Below are 18,065 nucleotides of genomic sequence, written 5' to 3' on the forward strand. Positions count from 1 at the left end.
TGGGCGCTTGAGTGGCCGCGCTGACCGGTGGCCGGCTGGAAGGAATCTCATGGAAATGACGCGAGAGTTGCGAGTGTTTGCCAGCGTGGCCGCCATTTTGACGAGCGGCCTGGTGCTTTCGGGCTGCATCGGCGGCCCGACCTATGGCACGGACAAGACCGCCGGCGAACAGCTCATGGACGACCTCGGCAGCGTCGCCAGCTTCGGCCCGCCGAAGCGTGATCCGGTCAAGTATCAGCCGCGCCCCGGCCTCGTTCTGCCGCCGTCGGCGCAGCAGACTGCTCTCGTCGAGCCGCAGAAGTCGCTTGCCAGCCGTGAGGCTAACCCGGAATGGGTCGAGTCTCCGGAAGAGGTTCGCAACCGTCTGCGCGAAGAGGCCGACGCGAACAAGAACAACCCGAACTACGTTTCCCCGCTTGCCAAGGCTAGCGCCAACGGCCGCCGGCTCTCGGCCAAGGAGCAGCAGGAAGCTTATCGCGCAGGCCGTAAGATCGAGATGGGCGCCTATTCCGACAAGCGACGCTTCCTCAGCGATCCGCCGCTTGATTACCGCCGCCTGCCGGAGGGTACCGAGACCGAACTCGGCGAGCCGGAGAAGGACAAGGAGCGCCGCCGCAAGAAGGAGGCGCAGATCAAGAATTCCGGCTCCAAGTGGTATTGGCCTTTCTAAGCAGCGCATAAGCCATGACGATCAGCATTCGCGACGCTCGCCCGGAAGACGCGCAGACCATTCTGCGCTTCATCACCGAACTTGCCATCTACGAGAAGGAGCCCGACGCAGTCGAGGCGACGGTCGAGATGTTGCAGGCCTCGCTCTTTGGTCCGGGTTCCATTACCCGCGCCGTGATCTGCGAGAAGGACGGCAAGCCCGCAGGCTTCGCCATGTGGTTCTACAACTATTCGACCTGGCAGGCACGCAAGGGTCTCTACCTTGAGGACCTTTACGTTACGCCGGATTGCCGTGGCTCCGGCGCTGGCAAGATGCTGCTGAAGCATCTGGCGAAAATTGCCGTCAAGGAAGGCTGCGGCCGCTTCGAATGGAGCGTGCTCGACTGGAACGAGCCGGCGATACGGGTCTACGAGGCGGTCGGTGCCGAGCCGATGTCCGAATGGACGCGCTACCGTCTCTCCGGCGCGGCCCTCGAAAGCTTCGCGGCCGACTGAGGCGACCTCAGAAAATCTGAAACGGGCTCGCGTTCAGAGTCGGGATTGGTTTCACCGCTTGCCGGCGAAGAAATTCCTGAGAAGGTCGGCAGCCTCGCGCTCGGCGAGGCCCGAATAAACGTCCGGCACGTGATGGCAGGTGGGAGAACCGAAGAAGCGCACGCCGCTGTCGACCGCGCCGCCCTTCGGATCGTCCGCGCCGTAGTAGAGGCGGCGGATGCGGGCGAACGAAATCGCCGCGGCGCACATGGTGCAGGGTTCGAGGGTGACGTAGAGATCGGCGCCCGTCAGCCTTTCGTCCTTGAGGACGGCAGCAGCCTCGCGGATGGCGACAATCTCCGCATGTGCAGTCACGTCGTTGAGTTCACGGGTGCGATTGCCGGCGCGGGAGACGATCTGGCCATCGAAAACGACCACGGCGCCGATCGGCACTTCGCCGCGTTCTGCCGCCTTCCTGGCCTCCTCAAGGGCCACATCCATGAAGTGTGTCGTCTCAGCCATCGCTCAAACAATAATTTCTCTTAACCCACGGGCCGCGACCTGATAGGACAGCCGCAAAAGGCAGGCAACACAAATGACATCCAAAGACAAGCCCACACGGCCTGGCGGCAAGTCCGCCGGCCGGGACAAGAAACCGCATTTCGCCGACAAGAAGGCTGGAGCACCGAAAAAGGTTGCAGGCCCGAAGACATTTGGCGCCAAGACCTCCGGACCGAAGGCTGACGGCCCCAAGTCCTTCGGACCAAAGACCGGCGCTTCGCGTCCGGCCAGGGAGCGCCCGAACGCGGCTGCTCCGGGTGTCGACGAACCGCAGCGCATCTCCAAGATCCTGGCGCGCGCCGGCGTCGCCTCGCGCCGCGACGTCGAGCGCATGATCATGGAAGGCCGCATCAAGCTCAACGGCGTCATTCTCGATACGCCGGTCGTCAACGCGACGCTTGCCGATGCGATCGAGGTCGATGGTCAGCCGATCCGCGGCATCGAGCGCACGCGCCTCTGGCTCTACCACAAGCCGGCCGGCCTAGTGACCACCAATGCCGATCCGGAAGGCCGCCCAACCGTATTCGAAAACCTGCCCGACGAACTGCCGCGCGTTCTGTCGATCGGCCGCCTCGACATCAACACCGAGGGCCTGCTGCTTTTGACCAACGATGGTGGTCTTGCCCGTGTGCTCGAACTACCGTCGACCGGCTGGCTGCGCCGCTACCGCGTTCGCGCCCACGGCGAGATCGATCAGGAAGCGCTCGACCGGCTGAAGGACGGCATCGCCGTCGACGGCGTGCTCTATGGCGCGATCGAGGCGACGCTGGACCGGGTGCAGGGCTCGAACGTCTGGATCACCATGGGGCTGCGCGAAGGCAAGAACCGCGAGATCAAGAACGTGCTCGGCGCGCTCGGTCTCGACGTCAACCGCCTCATCCGCATTTCCTATGGACCCTTCCAGCTCGGCGAACTGCCGGAGGGACATGTCCAGGAAATCCGTGGCCGGACGCTCCGCGATCAGCTCGGGCCGCGCCTGATCGAGGATGCCAAGGCAAACTTCGACGCACCGCTTTACAACGATCAGGCAGCGACCGTAGCCGGCGACGCGCCGGAGGATGATACCGCCGATACGCGCCGGCCTGAACGTGCCAACCGCTGGGAAAAGCCGGAGGACAAGCGCGAGCGTGCTCTGGCCCGGCTCGACACGCGTCGCGACGATCGCCGTGACGGCGGCCGCAAGGACGGTCCTCGTGGCAAGGGCGGCTCCCGCGACGACCGTGACGCCAAGTTTGAGGACCGGCCGAAGCGCGCGCCGGCGCAGCGCGCCCGCACCGCCAATGTCTGGATGGCGCCGGGCGCCCGTCCGCTGGCCGAAAAGAAGCCGAAATCCGCTGAAGGCGACGCCACGGAGAAGCCCGCCCGTCGCGAGCGTCCGGAAGGCGCGCCGAAGACCAAGCGCTACGGTCGCAGCAAGGATGGCTTTGCGACGAAGACATCCGGCAAGTTCGACCCGGACCGCAAGGGCGGCTCGCACAGGGACTTCGATCGTCCCGCTGCGGCCGCGCCGGTCAAGCGTCGCGACGAAGAGGGCGAATGGATCAGCGCCAGCGAGCCTGCCCGTCGCGGCAAGGACGAGGGCCGGGATGGCGGCTTCGGTCGGCGCAAGGCGGGCGACGCGGGAGACCGCAGGTCGCGCGATCACGGTGACCGTCCTGCGCGCCGTGAAGGCGGCGACCGTCCTGCTCGTTCTGAAGGCGGGCCGCGCAGCTTCTCCGACAAGCCGCGGTTCCCGCGCGCCGATGGCGACCGGCCTGCCCGCCGCGAAGGTGGCGACCGCCCGCGTGGTGATCGACCTGCCCGCTCCGAGGGTGGTCCACGCAGCTATTCCGACAAGCCGAGGACCCCGCGTGCCGAGGGCGATCGTCCGCCACGCCGCGAAGGTGGAGACCGACCGTTCGGTGATCGGCCTGCCCGCGCCGACGGCGGCCCGCGCAGCTATTCCGACAAGCCAAGAGCCCCACGCGCCGAGGGCGATCGTCCGCCGCGCCGTGAAGGCGGGGACCGTCCGTTCGGGGATAAACCCCGCGGCAAGTCCTTCGGGGGCAAGCCGTCCGGTGGAAAGTCCTTTGGCGAACGCACTGGCGGTCCGCGCGGTGGCAAGCCCGGCGGCGGCAAACCCGGCGGTGGGCGCCCCGGCGGCGGCAAACCCGGCGGTGGGCGCCCCGGCGGCGCTGGACGCTCCGGTGGTGGCGGACGCCCGGCCGGCGGCGGCAAGCCGCGCGGCAGAGGAAACTAAGCGGCGGTGCGTATCGTCGGTGGAGAGTTTCGGGGGCGCAGCCTTGCGACCCCCAAGTCCAACGATATCCGTCCGACCACGGACCGGACGCGCGAAAGCCTGTTCAACATCCTGAGCCATTCCTATCCGGAGGCGCTCGACGGCGCCCGTGTGCTCGACCTTTTTGCGGGCACCGGCGCCGTTGGCTTCGAGGCTCTCTCACGCGGGTGCCGGCAGGCACTCTTCGTCGAGCAGGGCGTCGAGGGCAGGGGACTTCTGCAGACGAACATCGAAACGCTCGGCCTCCAGGGCCGAGCCAAGGTCTTCCGCCGTGACGCCACCAGCCTCGGCGGCGTCGGCACGATGGAGCCGTTTCATCTGGTTTTCGCCGATCCGCCCTACGCGAAGGGTCTCGGCGAGAAGGCGCTGGAATCTGCCGCCGCCGGCAATTGGCTCGTCCCCGATGCACTGGTGATCCTCGAAGAGCGGGCGGACGTTCAGCCCGCGCCGACGGCCGTGTTCGAGCGGCTCGATGTCAGAGCCTTCGGCGATACACGCATGCATTTCTACCGCTTCCGCGGTGCCTGACCGTCATATTTTCGATTTCTTTGCGAAGATAGGCTGACGCCGACCATACACGTTTCCTTATCCCGCGCCTTACGGCGACCTTCTGCATAATTTGTCCTTAAAATGATTCCGCTTTAGGGAATCATGCAGAAGCGGAGGACATGCCGATGAAGCAGGATCTTTCGATGACGAAGGCGCCGACGCAGGTGACGAGCCAACCGACGGTGGCCCTGGCGCTTGGCGGCGGCGGCGCGCGCGGGCTTGCGCATATTCACGTCATCGAGGCCCTGGACGAGCTCGGCATTCGCCCGGTGGCGATCGCCGGCTCTTCGATAGGCGCAATCATGGGTGCCGGCATGGCGGCCGGCATGCGCGGCGAAGAGATCAGGGGCCACACGCTCTCGACCATCGGCCATCGCCGCGAGGTCCTCAATCGGCTCTGGCAATTGCGGCCGTCGAGCCTTTCCGAAGCCATGGCGAACGGTTTTCGTTTCGGGCAATTCAATGTCGAGCGCGTTCTCAGGGCTTTTCTGCCCGAGGCCATTCCGCCGAAGTTCTCGGATCTAGGCATTCCGCTCAAGGTGGTCGCTACCGACTATTACGGCCAGACAGAACATATCTGCGAAAAGGGTGACCTGTGGCAGGCGCTGGCTGCCTCCGCTGCCCTGCCGGCGATCTTCATCCCGGTGAAGATCGGCGGGCGCGTGATGATCGACGGCGGCATCTACAACCCTATCCCCTTCGATCATCTGCGCGGCCTGGCGGACATCGTCATCGCCGTCGACGTCGTCGGTGGTCCTGACGGCGACGGCAAGACGATCCCGAGCCGCATCGACAGCCTGTTCGGTGCGAGCCAGTTGATGATGCAGTCGATCATCGCGATGAAGCTCAAGGAAGGGGCACCGGATATCCTGCTGCGCCCCGATGTCGGCCGCTACCGGGTGATGGATTTTCTGCGGGCCCAGGACGTGCTGAACGGAACCGTCGCCATCAAGGACCAGCTGAAACGGGCGCTCGACGAGCGGATGCGGGCGCCGACGCTCAAGTGAACGCCGACGACTGAGGGGCGGTTCGCCTGAGCGAGACTACGCGCTCTCGCGCTCGTCGGCAGGAAGCCCCGGCAGGATCCGTTCGCCCGTCTCCTGGGAGTGATCGACCTCGCGCTTCGGCTTGACCAGCGGCTCCGGCCTGACGGGACGCGAATGCAGCATGTCGCGACCGGCTGTGATGCCTTCGGCCTCCTGCAGCACGAGCCGGGCCTCGTCGCGCTTGCGGATGTCGTCCATGATGGCGATTGCCTCGTCGTCGCCGACCCCCAAAGCCTCCAGTGTCTTGCGACCAAAGAGCAGGCCGGACTCGAAAGTCTCGCGCAATTCGTAGTCGACGCCTTTGGCGCGCAGTTCCAGCGTATGCAGGCGGTCGTAGGAGCGGGCGTAGATGCGTGCATTTGGATACTCCGACTGCACGAGATCGATGATGTGGTCGGTCGTTTCCTTCTTCTGGGTGCAGACGGCGACGATCTTGGCCCGTTCGATGCCGGCGGCGCGCAGCACGTCGAGACGATTGCCGTCGCCGAAATAGATGCGGAAACCGAAGGTCGCGGCCTGGCGCACGCGCGCTGCCGAATGGTCGATGATCGTCACGTCGCGGCCGCCGGCGAGCAGGATCTGCGCGGCGATCTGGCCGAAGCGGGAAAAGCCGATCATCAGCACGTCGGCATTGGCGCCGTCGAAATCTTCCTCGATCTCCTCGTCCATCTCGTCCTGTTCGCGCATCAGCTTTGCGGCCAGCATGGAGGCAAGCGGCGTCAGCGCCATCGACAGCGTCACGATCGCGACCAGCAGCGAGGCGTCGCCATCCGAGAAGACGCCAGCGGTTGCCGCCGCGGTGAACAGCACGAAACCGAACTCGCCGCCCTGCGGTAGCAGCAGGCTGATGCGCACTGCGTCGTTGTGATGGGATCCGGTGAGCCGGCAGAGCCAGTAGAGCACCAGGCTCTTCAACGCCATCAAGAGCGGCACGGCGATGATGATCAGCTGGTAGCGCTCGACGATGACGCCGAGTTCCAGCGACAGGCCGACGGCCATGAAGAACAGCGCCTGCAGGATACCGCGGAACGGTTCGATGTCCGCTTCGAGTTCATGGCGATAGGAGGATTCCGCCAAGAGCACGCCCGCGAGGAAGGCACCCATCGCCATGGAGAGGCCGGCAAGCTGCATCATGGTCGCCGCGCCCATGACGACGAGCAGGGCCGCTGCGATCATGACGTCGCGGGCGCCCGTGCGGCCGATGATCTGGAACAGGGGGTTCACGAGGTAGCGCCCGGCAGCAAAGAGCACGACGATCGCTGTGGTGGCGATCGCAAAATCCTCGAGCGGCGGTGTCGTATCCTCAGGCGCTTGCGCCGCCATAAGCGGGATCAGCGCCAGCAGAGGCACGATCGCGAGATCCTGCAGCAGGAGAATGGAGAAGGATCGCTGCCCGTAGCGGGTGTTGCGGTCGTTGCCCTCGTCGAGGATCTGCATGGCAAAGGCGGTCGACGACAGGGCCAGGCCGAAGCCGGCGATGATGCTGCCGCCCTGGCCGAGAAGCCCGAGGGCATAGATCATCGAAGAGAGCACGATGCCGGTCAGCACGACTTGCGCCGTGCCGAGGCCGAAGATATCGCGCCGCATCTGCCAGAGACGTGACGGTTTCAATTCGAGGCCGATGATGAACAGCAGGAACACGACGCCGAGCTCCGAGACATGCAGGATCTGCTCGCCATCGGTGATGCTTTGGGCGACCGGACCGATGAGTACGCCGGCGCAGAGATAGCCGAGGATAGTGCCGAGGCCGAGCCGCTTGAAGATTGGTGCGGCGACCACTGCGCCGCCGAGCAGCATCAGCGCCTGAGAATAGATGATCGGTGTCGTTGCCATGCCTGCGGCTTTCACTATTGGGCACCCGGCCCCGATGAGGGAGCTTTCGAGAGCGGTCATTTGCGGTGTATGGGCGGGAATCAGGCCGATGCCCTTGATGCCTGCGTCACTGCACAATAAATGGGGCAGGAATGAAAGGCTACATCATGTCAGACACGATCGATTCTGCCGACCTCGAAAAACGCGCCTCCGAACTCGTGGACCTCGCCCGCAAGGCCGGCGCCGATGCGGCGGATGCGGTGGTGGTACGCGGGCGCTCCCGTTCCGTCTCCGTGCGCCTCGGCAAGGTCGAAGCGACGGAAGCCTCCGAAAGCGACGATTTCTCGCTGCGAGTATTCGTCGGGCGACGCGTCGCCAGCGTTTCGGCCAATCCGGGCTTTGATCTGAAGCTGCTCGCCGAACGCGCCGTCGCCATGGCCAAGGCTTCGCCGGAGGATCCCTTTGCCTCGCTCGCCGATGCGGACCGGCTGGCAAGCTCCTATCCCGACCTCGACCTCTTCGACCCCACCGCCGTTTCCACGGATTCGTTGACGGAAGCGGCATTGGCTGCCGAAGAGGCAGCACTTGCGGTCTCAGGCGTCACCAACTCCAGCGGTGCCGGCGCTTCGGCCGGCATGGGCGGTCTGGTTCTCGTTACCTCGCACGGTTTCTCCGGCTCCTACATGGCGACCCGTTTCGGTTGCTCCGTCAGCGCGATTGCCGGCGAAGGCACGAAGATGGAGCGCGACTACGATTTCGACAGCCGCCTCTATGTCGGTGATCTCCGGCCGGCCGAGGAGATCGGCCGCCTTGCGGGCGAACGTGCGGTCGCGCGCCTCAATCCGCGCCAGGTGCCGACGGCCAAGAACGTCACCGTCGTCTTCGATCCGCGCATGGCGCGCGGCTTCGTCGGCCATCTGGCGGGCGCGATCAACGGTGCGGCCGTCGCCCGCAAGACGAGCTTCCTGCGTGACCGGATGGGCAAGCAGGTGATGAAGGCGGGTCTTTCTGTGACCGACGACCCGCTGATCGTGCGCGGCTCTTCTTCGCGTCCCTTCGACGGCGAAGGTGTCAGCGGCGAAAAGCTCGTGATGGTCGAGGACGGTGTGCTGAACCATTGGTTCCTGTCGACCTCGGCAGCGGCCGAACTCGGTCTGGAGACCAACGGCCGCGGTGTGCGCGGCGGCCCGACGGTCAACCCGGCCTCGACCAATCTGGCGCTCGAGCCGGGTTCGATCTCGCGTGAGGATCTGATCCGCGGTGTCGGCAACGGCTTCTACGTGACCGAACTGATCGGCCAGGGCGTCAACATGGTGACCGGCGAATACAGCCGCGGCGCCTCCGGCTTCTGGATCGAGAACGGCGAACTCACCTTTGCCGTCTCCGAGGTGACGATCGCGTCCAATCTCAAGGACATGTTCATGGCATTGACGCCGGCAGACGACATCGATCGCAAGTTCGGCGTTGCCGCACCGACGCTTGCCATCGAGGGCATGACGCTCGCTGGTCTCTAAACAGGCCGAAGACAAACCGGCGCGGGGACCCGCGCCGATCCGGCTCTCGTGCTATAGGAGAGGCGGGCTGACGGGGTTTTGAATGTTTGACACAGCACCATCGGGCGCGGACTGGAAGCCGGATCTCGAGTTGATCCGCGCCGCCGCGGTCGTCGCCGGGGAAACGGCGCTCGGTTATTTTCGCAAATCGCCCGACGTCCGCTGGAAGAACGAGGGCCGCTCGCCGGTCAGCGAAGCGGATCTGGCGGCAAACGATGTGCTGAAGACGCGGCTGCTTGCGGCGCGGCCCCACTACGGCTGGCTGTCGGAAGAGACCGACGACGACTCCAGCCGCCTGACCCGCGAAACGGTCTTCGTCGTCGATCCGATCGACGGCACGCGTGCCTTCATCGCCGGCAAGGAACTCTGGTGCGTCAGTGTTGCCGTCGTCCACCGGGGGCAGCCCGTCGCCGGCGTCCTCTATGCTCCGGCGCTTGACGAACTCTTCGAGGCGGTCGCCGGCGGTAGCGCGCTGAAGAACGGCACGGCGATCTCGGTGCGAGAGGCAAAGGCCGGGGAAATGCTGCATCTGGCGGCCGCCGAAGATACGGTCGGCAAGCTTCCGGCCGTCTATCGCAACACCGTCACGCGCGTGCCGCATGTTCCGTCGCTTGCCTATCGGCTGGCCATGGTTGCCGACGGGCGGATCGACGGTACGCTGGTGAAGAAGAATTCCCATGATTGGGATCTGGCTGCGGCCGATCTCATTCTCGCCCGGGCCGGTGGCGCGCTCGTCGATCTCGACGAGCAGCCCTTGTCCTACAATCGCTCCAGCGTCGTTCACGGCGTTCTCTGCGCAGCGGCAAAGCCGCTCTTGCCAGGCCTGATCGCCGCATCGCGGTCGATGGAGCCCCATTGACCTTTGGGGCCGAATGCCTCAAATCAACGCCCATACCCAAAAAGAAAAATGGAATTCCGATGGCTCACGAATCCGAGAAGAAACAACGTCTGCACCTCGTCTTTGGCGGTGAACTCACCACGCTGACGGACGTCCACTTCCGCGATCTGGACAAGCTCGATATCGTCGGCATCTACCCGGACTACGATAGCGCTCTCGTTGCCTGGAAATCCAAGGCGCAGATGACCGTCGACAACGCTCACATGCGCTATTTCATCGTCCACATGCATCGTCTGCTCGACCCGGAAAACGGCTGATGCCGATGAGGTCGGGATGCGCGGCGCAAACCCGCATGCCAGTCGCCCCTAAGTTTCTCGCCGCTGAGACGGCTGGGGAAGGTGTCTCGTCATGAGCAGCTTTCGCGCGCGCCTGGCGCTCTCCAGCTATCGCTGGATCGGCTCGGCCATCTATCCCCTGGTTTGGTCCTACCTTGCCATTCGCGCGGCGAAGGGCAAGGAGGATCCGGCTCGCCGTCGCGAGCGCTACGGCCATGCGAGCGCACCACGGCCGCAAGGCCCGCTCGTCTGGTTTCACGCCGCCAGTGTCGGCGAGACCAATGCGGTCATCCCATTGATCAAGGAAATCCGCAGGCGCGGCATCAATGTCGTGCTGACGACGGGTACGATGACCTCGGCACGTGTCGTTGCCCAGCGCCTGGGAACAGGCGTCATCCACCAGTATGTCCCGCTCGATTTCAAGCCGGCGGTCAGCCGGTTTCTGAACTATTGGGAGCCGGATCTCGCGATCATCGCCGAGTCCGAAATCTGGCCGATGACCATCCTGGAGCTCGGCCGGCGCCATATTCCGCAGGTTCTGGTGAACGGCCGTCTGTCCGATCGCACCTTCGCCCGGTGGAAGCGGCGGCCGGCGCTTGCCGACGCGCTTTTTGAAAACCTGGCGCTGGTCATCGCGCAGTCCGACGTCGATGCGGAGCGCTTCCGCACGCTCGGCGCGCTGCCGGTCATGGTCTCCGGCAATCTGAAGGTCGACACTGATGCGCCGCCGCATGATCCGCTGGCGCTGAAGGAGTATGAGCAGCAGATCGGCACGCGGAAGACCTGGGCGGCGATCTCGACCTTCGACGGCGAGGAAAACGCGGCCGGCGTCGTGCACCGCGCGCTGAAGGAACGGACCGGCCTCCTGACGATCATCGTGCCGCGCCATCCCGAGCGCGGCGATGCGATCGAGGCGGCGCTGACGGCCAAGGGCCTGAAGGTCGCGCGCCGCACGCGGCGTGATCCGCTGACGCCGGATGTCGATGTCTTCCTCGGCGACACCATCGGTGAAATGGGCCTCTATCTGCGCCTGACCGAAGTCGCCTTTGTCGGCCGCTCGCTCTTTGCCGAAGGCGGCCAGAACCCGCTGGAGCCGGCGATGCTCGGCTGCGCTATCCTGTCCGGCGGCAATGTGCAAAATTTTCGCGAGACTTATCAGACGCTTGCAAAGAACGGCAGCGCCAAGATCGTGCGCGACGTCGAGATGCTGGCGAAGGGCGTCAACTATCTGCTCGCCAACGACGACATGCGTCGCTCGATGATCGATGCCGGCCTCGAAACCGTGCAAGAGATGCGCGGCGCTCTGTCGGCGACGATGAAGGGGCTCGAGCCCTATATCAATCCGCTCATCGTCAAGGCGCGTCTCAATCCCCCGACCGAAAGCTGACACAAACAGGAGACGATCCCTCATCATGACCGCACCCAAGGCCATAGCCGGCATCCTGTTCGACAAGGACGGAACCCTGCTCGACTACGCAAAGAGCTGGGTGCCGGTGAACTATGAGCTGGCACGGCTTGCGGCCAAGGGTGATGAGGCATTGGCCCGCGTATTGCTGAAAGCGGGCGGCATGGACGCCGACACCGGCCATGTACTGCCTGACAGCCTGCTTGCGGCGGGCAACACGGTTGAGATCGCGACCGGTTTCGTGGGGGCGGGCGCGCCCTTTACCGTGGCGGATCTCACCACCCTGTTCGACAGCCTGTTCGCGCGCTCGGCGGAATATGCCGTCCCGGTCACCGATCTTGGCACATTCTTCGCCGGTCTGCATGCCAAGGGCTATCGGCTTGGGGTCGCCTCCAGCGACAACGAAAAATCGATCCGCGAGACCGCCAAACGCTTCGGTTTCGATGGTTACCTGCATTATGTAGCGGGTTATGACAGCGGCTACGGCGTCAAGCCGGAGCCTGGCATGGTGCTCGGCTTTTGTGCCGCAACAGGCTTGGAGCCGCATCAGGTCGTCGTCGTCGGCGACAACAATCACGACATGCACATGGGCCGCAGTGCCGGCGTCGGCATGACGGTCGCGGTGCTGACCGGGACCGGTTCGCGCCAGTCGCTCGCGGCGGCTTCGGACCATTGCCTTGCCGACATCACCGAACTTGAGGCTGTCCTCTAGAGCGCCGTGTGTTCAGATGAACGCACTAAGGACGCTCTAGCACTTTGTTTCTAGAGCATCTTTCCGCTTTCACGTGATTCCGCTTGAAAGCGGGACGCTCTAGTCGCAAATCCGGGAAAAGCGTGAAGCACTTGTCTGTCGGCAGGCCATTCTGCCGCGCGGCCGCCGGCCCAGGTCGCTGCAATCGTATCCATAGCTTGCGTTTTTTCACATTCTGACGTTTTTTGGGCGATCCGCCGGCTTCCGGCGGCAAGAACGACATATGTCCTCCCGGAGCGGATGGACGACACCGGCTGGGGCACGGAACGAAGATGGTATCGGAAGCGCCACCATTCTGGTGGACAAAGGCGGATTGGCGTGCGCGCGCGTTGTGGCCGTTTTCATGGGTATATGGCCGGATTGCCGGCCTGCGCATGGACCGAGCCCATCGAGCCTCGGTTCCGGTTCCGGTCATCTGCATCGGCAACTTCACCGTCGGCGGCGCCGGCAAGACGCCGACCGCGATCGCGCTTGCCCGCGTCATCCGTCAGAAAGGGTTGAAACCCGGGTTCCTGAGCCGCGGCTATGGCGGCTCGCTCGACGTGACGACCGTCGTCGATCCGGAGCATCACCGTGCGCGCGATGTCGGCGACGAGCCCCTGCTTCTGGCGCGTGAGGCGTTGACCGTCGTCTGCCGCCGCCGTGTCGATGGCGCTCGCCGCTTGGTGAAGGAAGGTGTCGATATCATCATCATGGACGACGGCTTCCAGAGCGCGCGTCTGGCCTTCGACTTTGCGCTTTTGGTGATCGACTCGCGCCGCGGCATCGGCAACGGCTATCTGGTGCCGGCAGGCCCGGTGCGGGCGCCGCTGCCCAATCAACTTCGGCACGCCACGGCATTGCTGAAGATCGGCGGCGGCACGGAGGCCGATGCCCTGATCCGCCGCGCAGCCCGCGCCGGAAAGCAGATCTACGAGGCCGATGTGGTGAGGCTCGACGACGGGTCGCTGAAAGGCGTCAAGGTCCTTGCCTGGGCCGGTATCGCCGATCCGGAGAAATTCTATCGCACGGTGCGCGAGACCGGCGCCATCGTCGAGGAAACTCGCAGCTTTCCGGATCATCACCATTTCTCCGACGACGAGATCGCCGACCTGCTCGATCGAGCGGCGGCCTTGGGCTGCACGCTTGTCACGACCGCCAAGGACATGGTGCGGCTCGAGCCCGGTCATGGCCGCGCAGCCGAGCTGGCCGCGGCCAGCCGGGTGATCGAGATCGACGTGCGCTTCGACGACCCTATGGCGCCCAAGAAGATTATCGAGACGGCACTTGCTGCCGCGCGCGCGCGAAAGCTGCGCGAAGGCGCGGGCAAGTAATCACTTATCGGTGGTGGGAGAAGCCGGGCTGAGCCTCAGCGGCGCTGGTTCGGCAGCGCGCCGGCGCGCTTTTCCGCCTCGAGCGAGGCGTCCGCATCGACATAGGCTTCCTGCCGGGCGACGCTCCAGTAGCGCAGCTCGTCGACGGGAATGGTCTTGCCGGTCATCGCGCAGATCACATGCGAGCCGGCGAGAATGATCTGAAAGTCGCCGTCGAGATAACGGATTTTCGCCTCGCGCGACGCGCTTCCTTCAAACCGGTTCATCATGTTCGTTGCCTATTGCGTCTCTGTGGTCTGTTCTCTGGTCTAGCTCGCCATCCGGCAAAATGCCAGCCGCATTTCGCCGCCGCGCGCGATCAGCTTCGGCCGAACAGCCGTTCAATATCGGAAAGCTTGAGCTCGATATAGGTCGGCCGCCCGTGGTTGCATTGGCCGGAGCCGGGCGTCGCCTCCATCTGCCGCAGCAAAGCGTTCATTTCCTCGGTGCGCATGCGTCGGCCGGAGCGCACCGATCCATGGCAGGCCATCGTCGCCGCAAGATATTCGAGCCGGCCTGTCAGGCCGTTGGCGGTGTCCCATTCGGCAAGTTCGTCGGCAAGCTGGCGCACCAGGCCGACGGCATCCATTTCGCCGAGCATCGCGGGCGTCTCGCGCACGGCGATCGCCCCCGGGCCGAAGCGTTCGATGGCAAGGCCAAGGCGGGCGAACTCCGCCGCATGCGCCATCAGCCGGTCGCAGTCGTCTTCGGCCAGATCGACGATTTCCGGGATCAGCAAAGCCTGCGCCGCGACGGGCCGTGAATGCAGCGCCGTGCGCATCGCCTCGAACACCAGCCGCTCATGGGCGGCATGCTGGTCGACGATGACGAGGCCGTCATTCGTCTGGGCGACGATGTAGTTTTCATGGAGCTGCGCCCTGACCGCGCCGAGCGGGAAGGATGGCGGTGCCGGTGTCTCCTGCTGCGCTCCCGCTGCCTCACGCTCGGACGGGGCGCCAGTCCGTGCCGATGGTGCCGCAAAGGCGGCGAAGCTCGCCTGCGGCTGTTCGGAGAAGCGGCCGTTCACCGTCTCGAATTGCATGGGTCGTGATGGCGAAGTTTCCGGCGTCCACGGCGCCTGCGGCCGATAGGACTCCGGTCGGAAGGCCCGCATCAGACCACTGGCGCCGGTGGTTGCCGCCCGGTCACCTTCGCGCGTCAGCGCTTGGCGGATCGCGCCGATGATCAGACCTCGGATGAGGCCCGGGTCGCGGAAGCGCACATCGGATTTCGCCGGATGCACATTGACGTCGACGAGCGCCGGGTCGAGCGCGATCGACAGCACCGCGACCGGATAGCGGCCGCTCGGGATCGTTTCGGAATAGGCGGCGCGGATCGCCGACAGCAACAGCTTGTCCTGCACCGGGCGGCCATTGACGAAGACATATTGCTGCAGCGAGTTGCCGCGATTGTAGGTCGGCACGCCGGCAAAGCCGGTGAGCCCGACATCTTCGCGCTCGGCATCGATCTCGATCGCGTTGTCGCGGAAATCCTTGCCGAGCACCTGGGCCATGCGCGCCAGACGATCGTCGCCGGTCGCCGGGAATTCGAGCGTCGAGCGGTCGCTGCCTGAGAGCACGAAGCGGACCGCCGGGAAGGCGATCGCCATGCGGCGTACGATCTCGGAGATCGCCGCCGCTTCCGCCTTCTCGGACTTCATGAATTTCAGCCGCGCCGGCGTCGCGAAGAAGAGGTCGCGGACCTCGACAACCGTGCCGGTATTGGCGGGCGACGGGCGGACCGGATCGGTCTTGCCGCCGGTGACGGCGATGACCGCGCCTTCGCTGGCGCCGGCCGTGCGCGTGGTGATCGAGAGGCGAGCGACCGAGCCGATCGAAGGCAGCGCCTCGCCCCGAAAGCCGAGCGTGCGAATGTCGAACAGGCTGTCGTCGAGCTTCGACGTACAGTGCCGGCGCACCGCCAGTTCGAGATCGTTCGGCGTCATGCCTGAGCCATTGTCGGTCACGCGCAGGAGCGTCTTGCCGCCGCCTGCGGTCGCGATTTCGATGCGCGTGGCGCCGGCGTCGAGGGCGTTCTCAATCAGTTCCTTGGCGGCGCTGGCGGGGCGTTCGATGACTTCGCCGGCGGCGATCTGGTTGATGAGGGTTTCTGAAAGTTGCTTGATGGCCATGTCCCATTTTCCCGGATTCGCTTGGGAAACGAAAGGGGAAATGGCGCCTCGTCCGCGGCCTTAAATGAACGCGGTCTTCGTTGCGGAAAAATGAGCGGGCGGTTTAATCGCCCCTTAACACTCTGCTGCGATTTTCCACAACAACCTGAATGATCACGGGTTTTGTCTTTTGAGCATTGCGGCGTAGCTGGACGCCGTACTCCCGCCGCTCGAAGAGACGCCTGCCAAGGCCTTCCCAGCATGTCCCGAAATGAACCGCCGCCGCAGCGCCGCGCGTCCTACTGGGCGCGCTGAGGTCGCTGTAGCACTGTGAATGGCCGCATGTTTCCTCAGATCGGGGACGATTGAAGCATGCGGTAGGCGAGTGAGGACAGCGCAATGAGCGATGGGGCGTCGAACGGCGCGGACATCAACCGGATCATTCTGGAGTCGAGCTGCGACGCACTCGGCATCGCTGTGCTTGTCTGCAGTCGAGACGACACCATTCTCTTCGCCAGCCGCACGATGCTGCAGTTCTTCCCTGTGCCGTCGGAAATCCTGATGCCGGGCACGCGTCTGCGAGATTTTCTCGGCGCCGTCTATGACACCGGCGTTCGCCCGGGCACCGTTCCGGAAAGCAGCCGCCGCCGCACCAATCGCGAGGACTGGATTGCCGAGCATATGGCGCTGCACTGGCGCGAACGTTACGAAAGCGTCGAGCGCGCCGGCCGTACCCGCTGGGTTTCGATGCGCAAGCGTCGGCTATCGAGCGGCATCGGCATCCTGTCGATCAGCGACGTTTCCGATCAGAAGAAGCGCGACGAACAGCTTCAGACGGACCTAGAGCGCGTCGAGCTGACCGAACAGATCCTCGATGCCCAGCCCAATCCGATCTGCGTCAAGGATCGCAATCTCAACTATATCGCCGTCAACAAGGCCTTCTGCCTGATCCATGATTTGCAGCAGGATGCCATTCTCGGCCGTTCCGCCTGGGATCTGGTCGAAAGCGAGCTTGCCGAACGTTTCGAGCAGTCCGACCGGATGGTGCTCGAGACCGGCAAGCCATACTCGCAGGCCGAGCACATCGTGCGCGCCGATGGCAGCGATCTCTGGGTGCTCACGCGCAAGTACCGCGTCGGCATGCCCGGCCGTCATTTCGTCGTGACTTGTATGAACGACGTGACCGATATTGCCCTCTTGCATCAGAGTAGCGATGAACCTCCGGCCGAGGTCGGCCTGCAGATCCGCGATTACAGCATCTTCGCTGCCGCGCAGAATTTCTACGACCCGTTCCGGGCGCTGAACGTCCAGCAACTCGTGGAAGCGGGATCGATGATCGAGACCTTGCCGGCCCGCGGACTTCGTGTCCTGGTTGCCACGGCCGACCGGGCGATGGAAGACCGGCTCGTCGCGCGCCTGCGTGGGTCCGGGCTCGACGCCTGCGCCGTTCGCGATGCAGGTGAGCTTCGTGCCTTCGGACATGCGGTCGAAGACGTCGGCATCAAGCTCGATGTCCTGCTGCTCGACCTGGCGTTTTCCGAGAGACAGCAGATCGTTTCGGCCTGGCGTCATTGCCCGGTCCTTCCGCTTTCCGCGCAGCAGGACGGCGCTGCGGTGCTGGCCGAAGTGTTCCGCGTCTGCTCCGAGCGGACTCCGGCGTCTCCGACGCTGCAGCCCGATTGGTCGTTGTCGTTTGAAGGCGAGGGGATTGCTGCACCGCCGCCGACGCCACAGGTCGACGTGCTCGTTGCCGAAGACAATCAGATCAACCAGTTCGTGTTCACGCAAATCCTGGAGGGGCTCGGCGTCTCGCATCGGATCGCCGCCAACGGCCGCGAGGCCGTCGAGCTCTGGCATGAACTGCAACCGGCTCTGGTGCTGATGGACGTCTCGATGCCGATCATGAACGGCTTCGATGCCACGGTCGCCATCCGGTCGGCAGAAAATACCAGAGGGCAGAAAACGCCGATCATCGCGGTCACCGCGCAGGCGCTGGATATCGACCTGCAGCAGTGCAAGGCATCGGGCATGGACGACCATATCATGAAGCCCGTGAGCCCCGACATGATCGAGGCGGTGCTTAGAAAATTCATGCCGGCAAAGGCGATGCGAACGGCAGGTTGAATGAAAGACGTGTCAACTCGCTAGAATTGGGGAGGCTAATGGCAGATCTAGGAGCAGAGCGATATCGGATTGTTAACCGCCGATTGCGATCGTCTGCACCAAATTGCCGTTAAAGTGTAGAGCCCGCCCGAATGCATTACGCCCATCCCGTTGCCCATGTCCGGACCGTGTCGGAACGACATTGCCGGTTCGCGCCGTGGCGTGCGGT

Annotated in this window: 16 protein-coding genes; 12 read left to right on the forward strand and 4 right to left on the reverse strand. The window is 64.6% G+C overall.

Annotation, left to right across the window (positions count from 1 at the left end):
- Window positions 1-49 precede the first annotated feature (49 nt).
- Together ACTJKE_RS00710 and ACTJKE_RS00715 are read left to right on the forward strand one after the other, a co-directional pair.
- On the forward strand, window positions 50-670 hold the full coding sequence (locus ACTJKE_RS00710; protein WP_057250871.1) for a hypothetical protein: 621 nt from the start codon (window positions 50-52) through the stop codon (window positions 668-670).
- A 14-nt stretch (window positions 671-684) separates the two neighbouring features.
- On the forward strand, window positions 685-1,164 hold the full coding sequence (locus tag ACTJKE_RS00715; protein ID WP_057250869.1) for a GNAT family N-acetyltransferase: 480 nt from the start codon (window positions 685-687) through the stop codon (window positions 1,162-1,164).
- Between the two features lie 51 nt (window positions 1,165-1,215).
- Here ACTJKE_RS00715 and ACTJKE_RS00720 read toward each other — a convergent pair whose 3' ends face one another.
- Entirely contained in the window at window positions 1,216-1,665 is a 450-nt protein-coding gene (locus ACTJKE_RS00720) for a nucleoside deaminase (RefSeq protein ID WP_057250867.1), read from the reverse strand.
- A gap of 73 nt (window positions 1,666-1,738) precedes the next feature.
- Here ACTJKE_RS00720 and ACTJKE_RS00725 point away from each other — a divergent pair, with 73 nt between their 5' ends.
- From ACTJKE_RS00725 to ACTJKE_RS00735, 3 genes are all read left to right on the forward strand, one after another.
- Window positions 1,739-3,943, forward strand: a complete 2,205-nt coding sequence (locus tag ACTJKE_RS00725; RefSeq protein ID WP_440691036.1) for a pseudouridine synthase — start codon at window positions 1,739-1,741, stop codon at window positions 3,941-3,943.
- Window positions 3,944-3,949: 6 nt separating this feature from the next.
- Window positions 3,950-4,510 (forward strand): 16S rRNA (guanine(966)-N(2))-methyltransferase RsmD, encoded by a 561-nt coding sequence (gene rsmD, locus ACTJKE_RS00730; protein WP_440691038.1) that lies wholly within the window; start codon window positions 3,950-3,952, stop codon window positions 4,508-4,510.
- 146 nt (window positions 4,511-4,656) lie between these two features.
- Window positions 4,657-5,538, forward strand: coding sequence for a patatin-like phospholipase family protein (locus ACTJKE_RS00735; RefSeq protein WP_057250862.1), 882 nt, complete (start codon window positions 4,657-4,659; stop codon window positions 5,536-5,538).
- Between the two features lie 36 nt (window positions 5,539-5,574).
- On the opposite strand, the gene ACTJKE_RS00740 is transcribed toward ACTJKE_RS00735, so the two are convergent.
- Window positions 5,575-7,410 carry a monovalent cation:proton antiporter-2 (CPA2) family protein gene (locus ACTJKE_RS00740; protein ID WP_058325442.1) on the reverse strand — a complete coding sequence of 612 codons (1,836 nt, stop codon included), beginning with the start codon at window positions 7,408-7,410 and terminating at the stop codon, window positions 5,575-5,577.
- A 146-nt stretch (window positions 7,411-7,556) separates the two neighbouring features.
- Between ACTJKE_RS00740 and ACTJKE_RS00745 the strand changes: the two genes are divergently transcribed.
- The 6 genes from ACTJKE_RS00745 to lpxK all read left to right on the forward strand — a co-directional run bounded on the left by ACTJKE_RS00745 (window position 7,557) and on the right by lpxK (window position 13,584).
- Window positions 7,557-8,903 carry a TldD/PmbA family protein gene (locus ACTJKE_RS00745; RefSeq protein ID WP_058320535.1) on the forward strand — a complete coding sequence of 449 codons (1,347 nt, stop codon included), beginning with the start codon at window positions 7,557-7,559 and terminating at the stop codon, window positions 8,901-8,903.
- Window positions 8,904-8,985: 82 nt separating this feature from the next.
- Window positions 8,986-9,801, forward strand: a complete 816-nt coding sequence (locus ACTJKE_RS00750; protein WP_058320437.1) for a 3'(2'),5'-bisphosphate nucleotidase CysQ — start codon at window positions 8,986-8,988, stop codon at window positions 9,799-9,801.
- A 59-nt stretch (window positions 9,802-9,860) separates the two neighbouring features.
- Complete coding sequence (locus ACTJKE_RS00755; protein WP_057250859.1) at window positions 9,861-10,097, forward strand: DUF4170 domain-containing protein; 237 nt, start codon at window positions 9,861-9,863, stop codon at window positions 10,095-10,097.
- A gap of 91 nt (window positions 10,098-10,188) precedes the next feature.
- Window positions 10,189-11,502 carry a lipid IV(A) 3-deoxy-D-manno-octulosonic acid transferase gene (gene waaA, locus ACTJKE_RS00760; protein ID WP_440659878.1) on the forward strand — a complete coding sequence of 438 codons (1,314 nt, stop codon included), beginning with the start codon at window positions 10,189-10,191 and terminating at the stop codon, window positions 11,500-11,502.
- A 25-nt stretch (window positions 11,503-11,527) separates the two neighbouring features.
- Window positions 11,528-12,232 carry an HAD family hydrolase gene (locus ACTJKE_RS00765; protein ID WP_057250856.1) on the forward strand — a complete coding sequence of 235 codons (705 nt, stop codon included), beginning with the start codon at window positions 11,528-11,530 and terminating at the stop codon, window positions 12,230-12,232.
- A gap of 311 nt (window positions 12,233-12,543) precedes the next feature.
- Window positions 12,544-13,584 carry a tetraacyldisaccharide 4'-kinase gene (gene lpxK / locus ACTJKE_RS00770; RefSeq protein WP_058320435.1) on the forward strand — a complete coding sequence of 347 codons (1,041 nt, stop codon included), beginning with the start codon at window positions 12,544-12,546 and terminating at the stop codon, window positions 13,582-13,584.
- Window positions 13,585-13,619: 35 nt separating this feature from the next.
- On the opposite strand, the gene ACTJKE_RS00775 is transcribed toward lpxK, so the two are convergent.
- Complete coding sequence (locus ACTJKE_RS00775; protein ID WP_058320434.1) at window positions 13,620-13,853, reverse strand: DUF2093 domain-containing protein; 234 nt, start codon at window positions 13,851-13,853, stop codon at window positions 13,620-13,622.
- An 89-nt stretch (window positions 13,854-13,942) separates the two neighbouring features.
- Window positions 13,943-15,754 (reverse strand): DNA mismatch repair endonuclease MutL, encoded by a 1,812-nt coding sequence (gene mutL, locus ACTJKE_RS00780; protein WP_058325443.1) that lies wholly within the window; start codon window positions 15,752-15,754, stop codon window positions 13,943-13,945.
- A 378-nt stretch (window positions 15,755-16,132) separates the two neighbouring features.
- On the opposite strand from mutL, the gene ACTJKE_RS00785 reads away from it, so the two are divergent.
- Complete coding sequence (locus tag ACTJKE_RS00785; RefSeq protein ID WP_440691040.1) at window positions 16,133-17,857, forward strand: response regulator; 1,725 nt, start codon at window positions 16,133-16,135, stop codon at window positions 17,855-17,857.
- Window positions 17,858-18,065 lie beyond the last annotated feature (208 nt).

Origin of the sequence: Ensifer sp. 22521, from assembly GCF_052044795.1 — a bacterium.
Taxonomy (GTDB): domain Bacteria; phylum Pseudomonadota; class Alphaproteobacteria; order Rhizobiales; family Rhizobiaceae; genus Ensifer.

Coding starts and splice junctions, on each gene's coding strand:
- ACTJKE_RS00775 (WP_058320434.1), bottom strand. CDS start 13,853: ATGATGAACCGGTTTGAAGGAAGCGCGTCGCGCGAGGCGAAAATCCGT.
- ACTJKE_RS00750 (WP_058320437.1), top strand. CDS start 8,986: ATGTTTGACACAGCACCATCGGGCGCGGACTGGAAGCCGGATCTCGAG.
- ACTJKE_RS00725 (WP_440691036.1), top strand. CDS start 1,739: ATGACATCCAAAGACAAGCCCACACGGCCTGGCGGCAAGTCCGCCGGC.
- ACTJKE_RS00755 (WP_057250859.1), top strand. CDS start 9,861: ATGGCTCACGAATCCGAGAAGAAACAACGTCTGCACCTCGTCTTTGGC.
- ACTJKE_RS00745 (WP_058320535.1), top strand. CDS start 7,557: ATGTCAGACACGATCGATTCTGCCGACCTCGAAAAACGCGCCTCCGAA.
- ACTJKE_RS00710 (WP_057250871.1), top strand. CDS start 50: ATGGAAATGACGCGAGAGTTGCGAGTGTTTGCCAGCGTGGCCGCCATT.
- lpxK (WP_058320435.1), top strand. CDS start 12,544: ATGGTATCGGAAGCGCCACCATTCTGGTGGACAAAGGCGGATTGGCGT.
- ACTJKE_RS00765 (WP_057250856.1), top strand. CDS start 11,528: ATGACCGCACCCAAGGCCATAGCCGGCATCCTGTTCGACAAGGACGGA.
- ACTJKE_RS00735 (WP_057250862.1), top strand. CDS start 4,657: ATGAAGCAGGATCTTTCGATGACGAAGGCGCCGACGCAGGTGACGAGC.
- ACTJKE_RS00785 (WP_440691040.1), top strand. CDS start 16,133: ATGAGCGATGGGGCGTCGAACGGCGCGGACATCAACCGGATCATTCTG.
- waaA (WP_440659878.1), top strand. CDS start 10,189: ATGAGCAGCTTTCGCGCGCGCCTGGCGCTCTCCAGCTATCGCTGGATC.
- ACTJKE_RS00740 (WP_058325442.1), bottom strand. CDS start 7,410: ATGGCAACGACACCGATCATCTATTCTCAGGCGCTGATGCTGCTCGGC.
- ACTJKE_RS00715 (WP_057250869.1), top strand. CDS start 685: ATGACGATCAGCATTCGCGACGCTCGCCCGGAAGACGCGCAGACCATT.
- ACTJKE_RS00720 (WP_057250867.1), bottom strand. CDS start 1,665: ATGGCTGAGACGACACACTTCATGGATGTGGCCCTTGAGGAGGCCAGG.
- mutL (WP_058325443.1), bottom strand. CDS start 15,754: ATGGCCATCAAGCAACTTTCAGAAACCCTCATCAACCAGATCGCCGCC.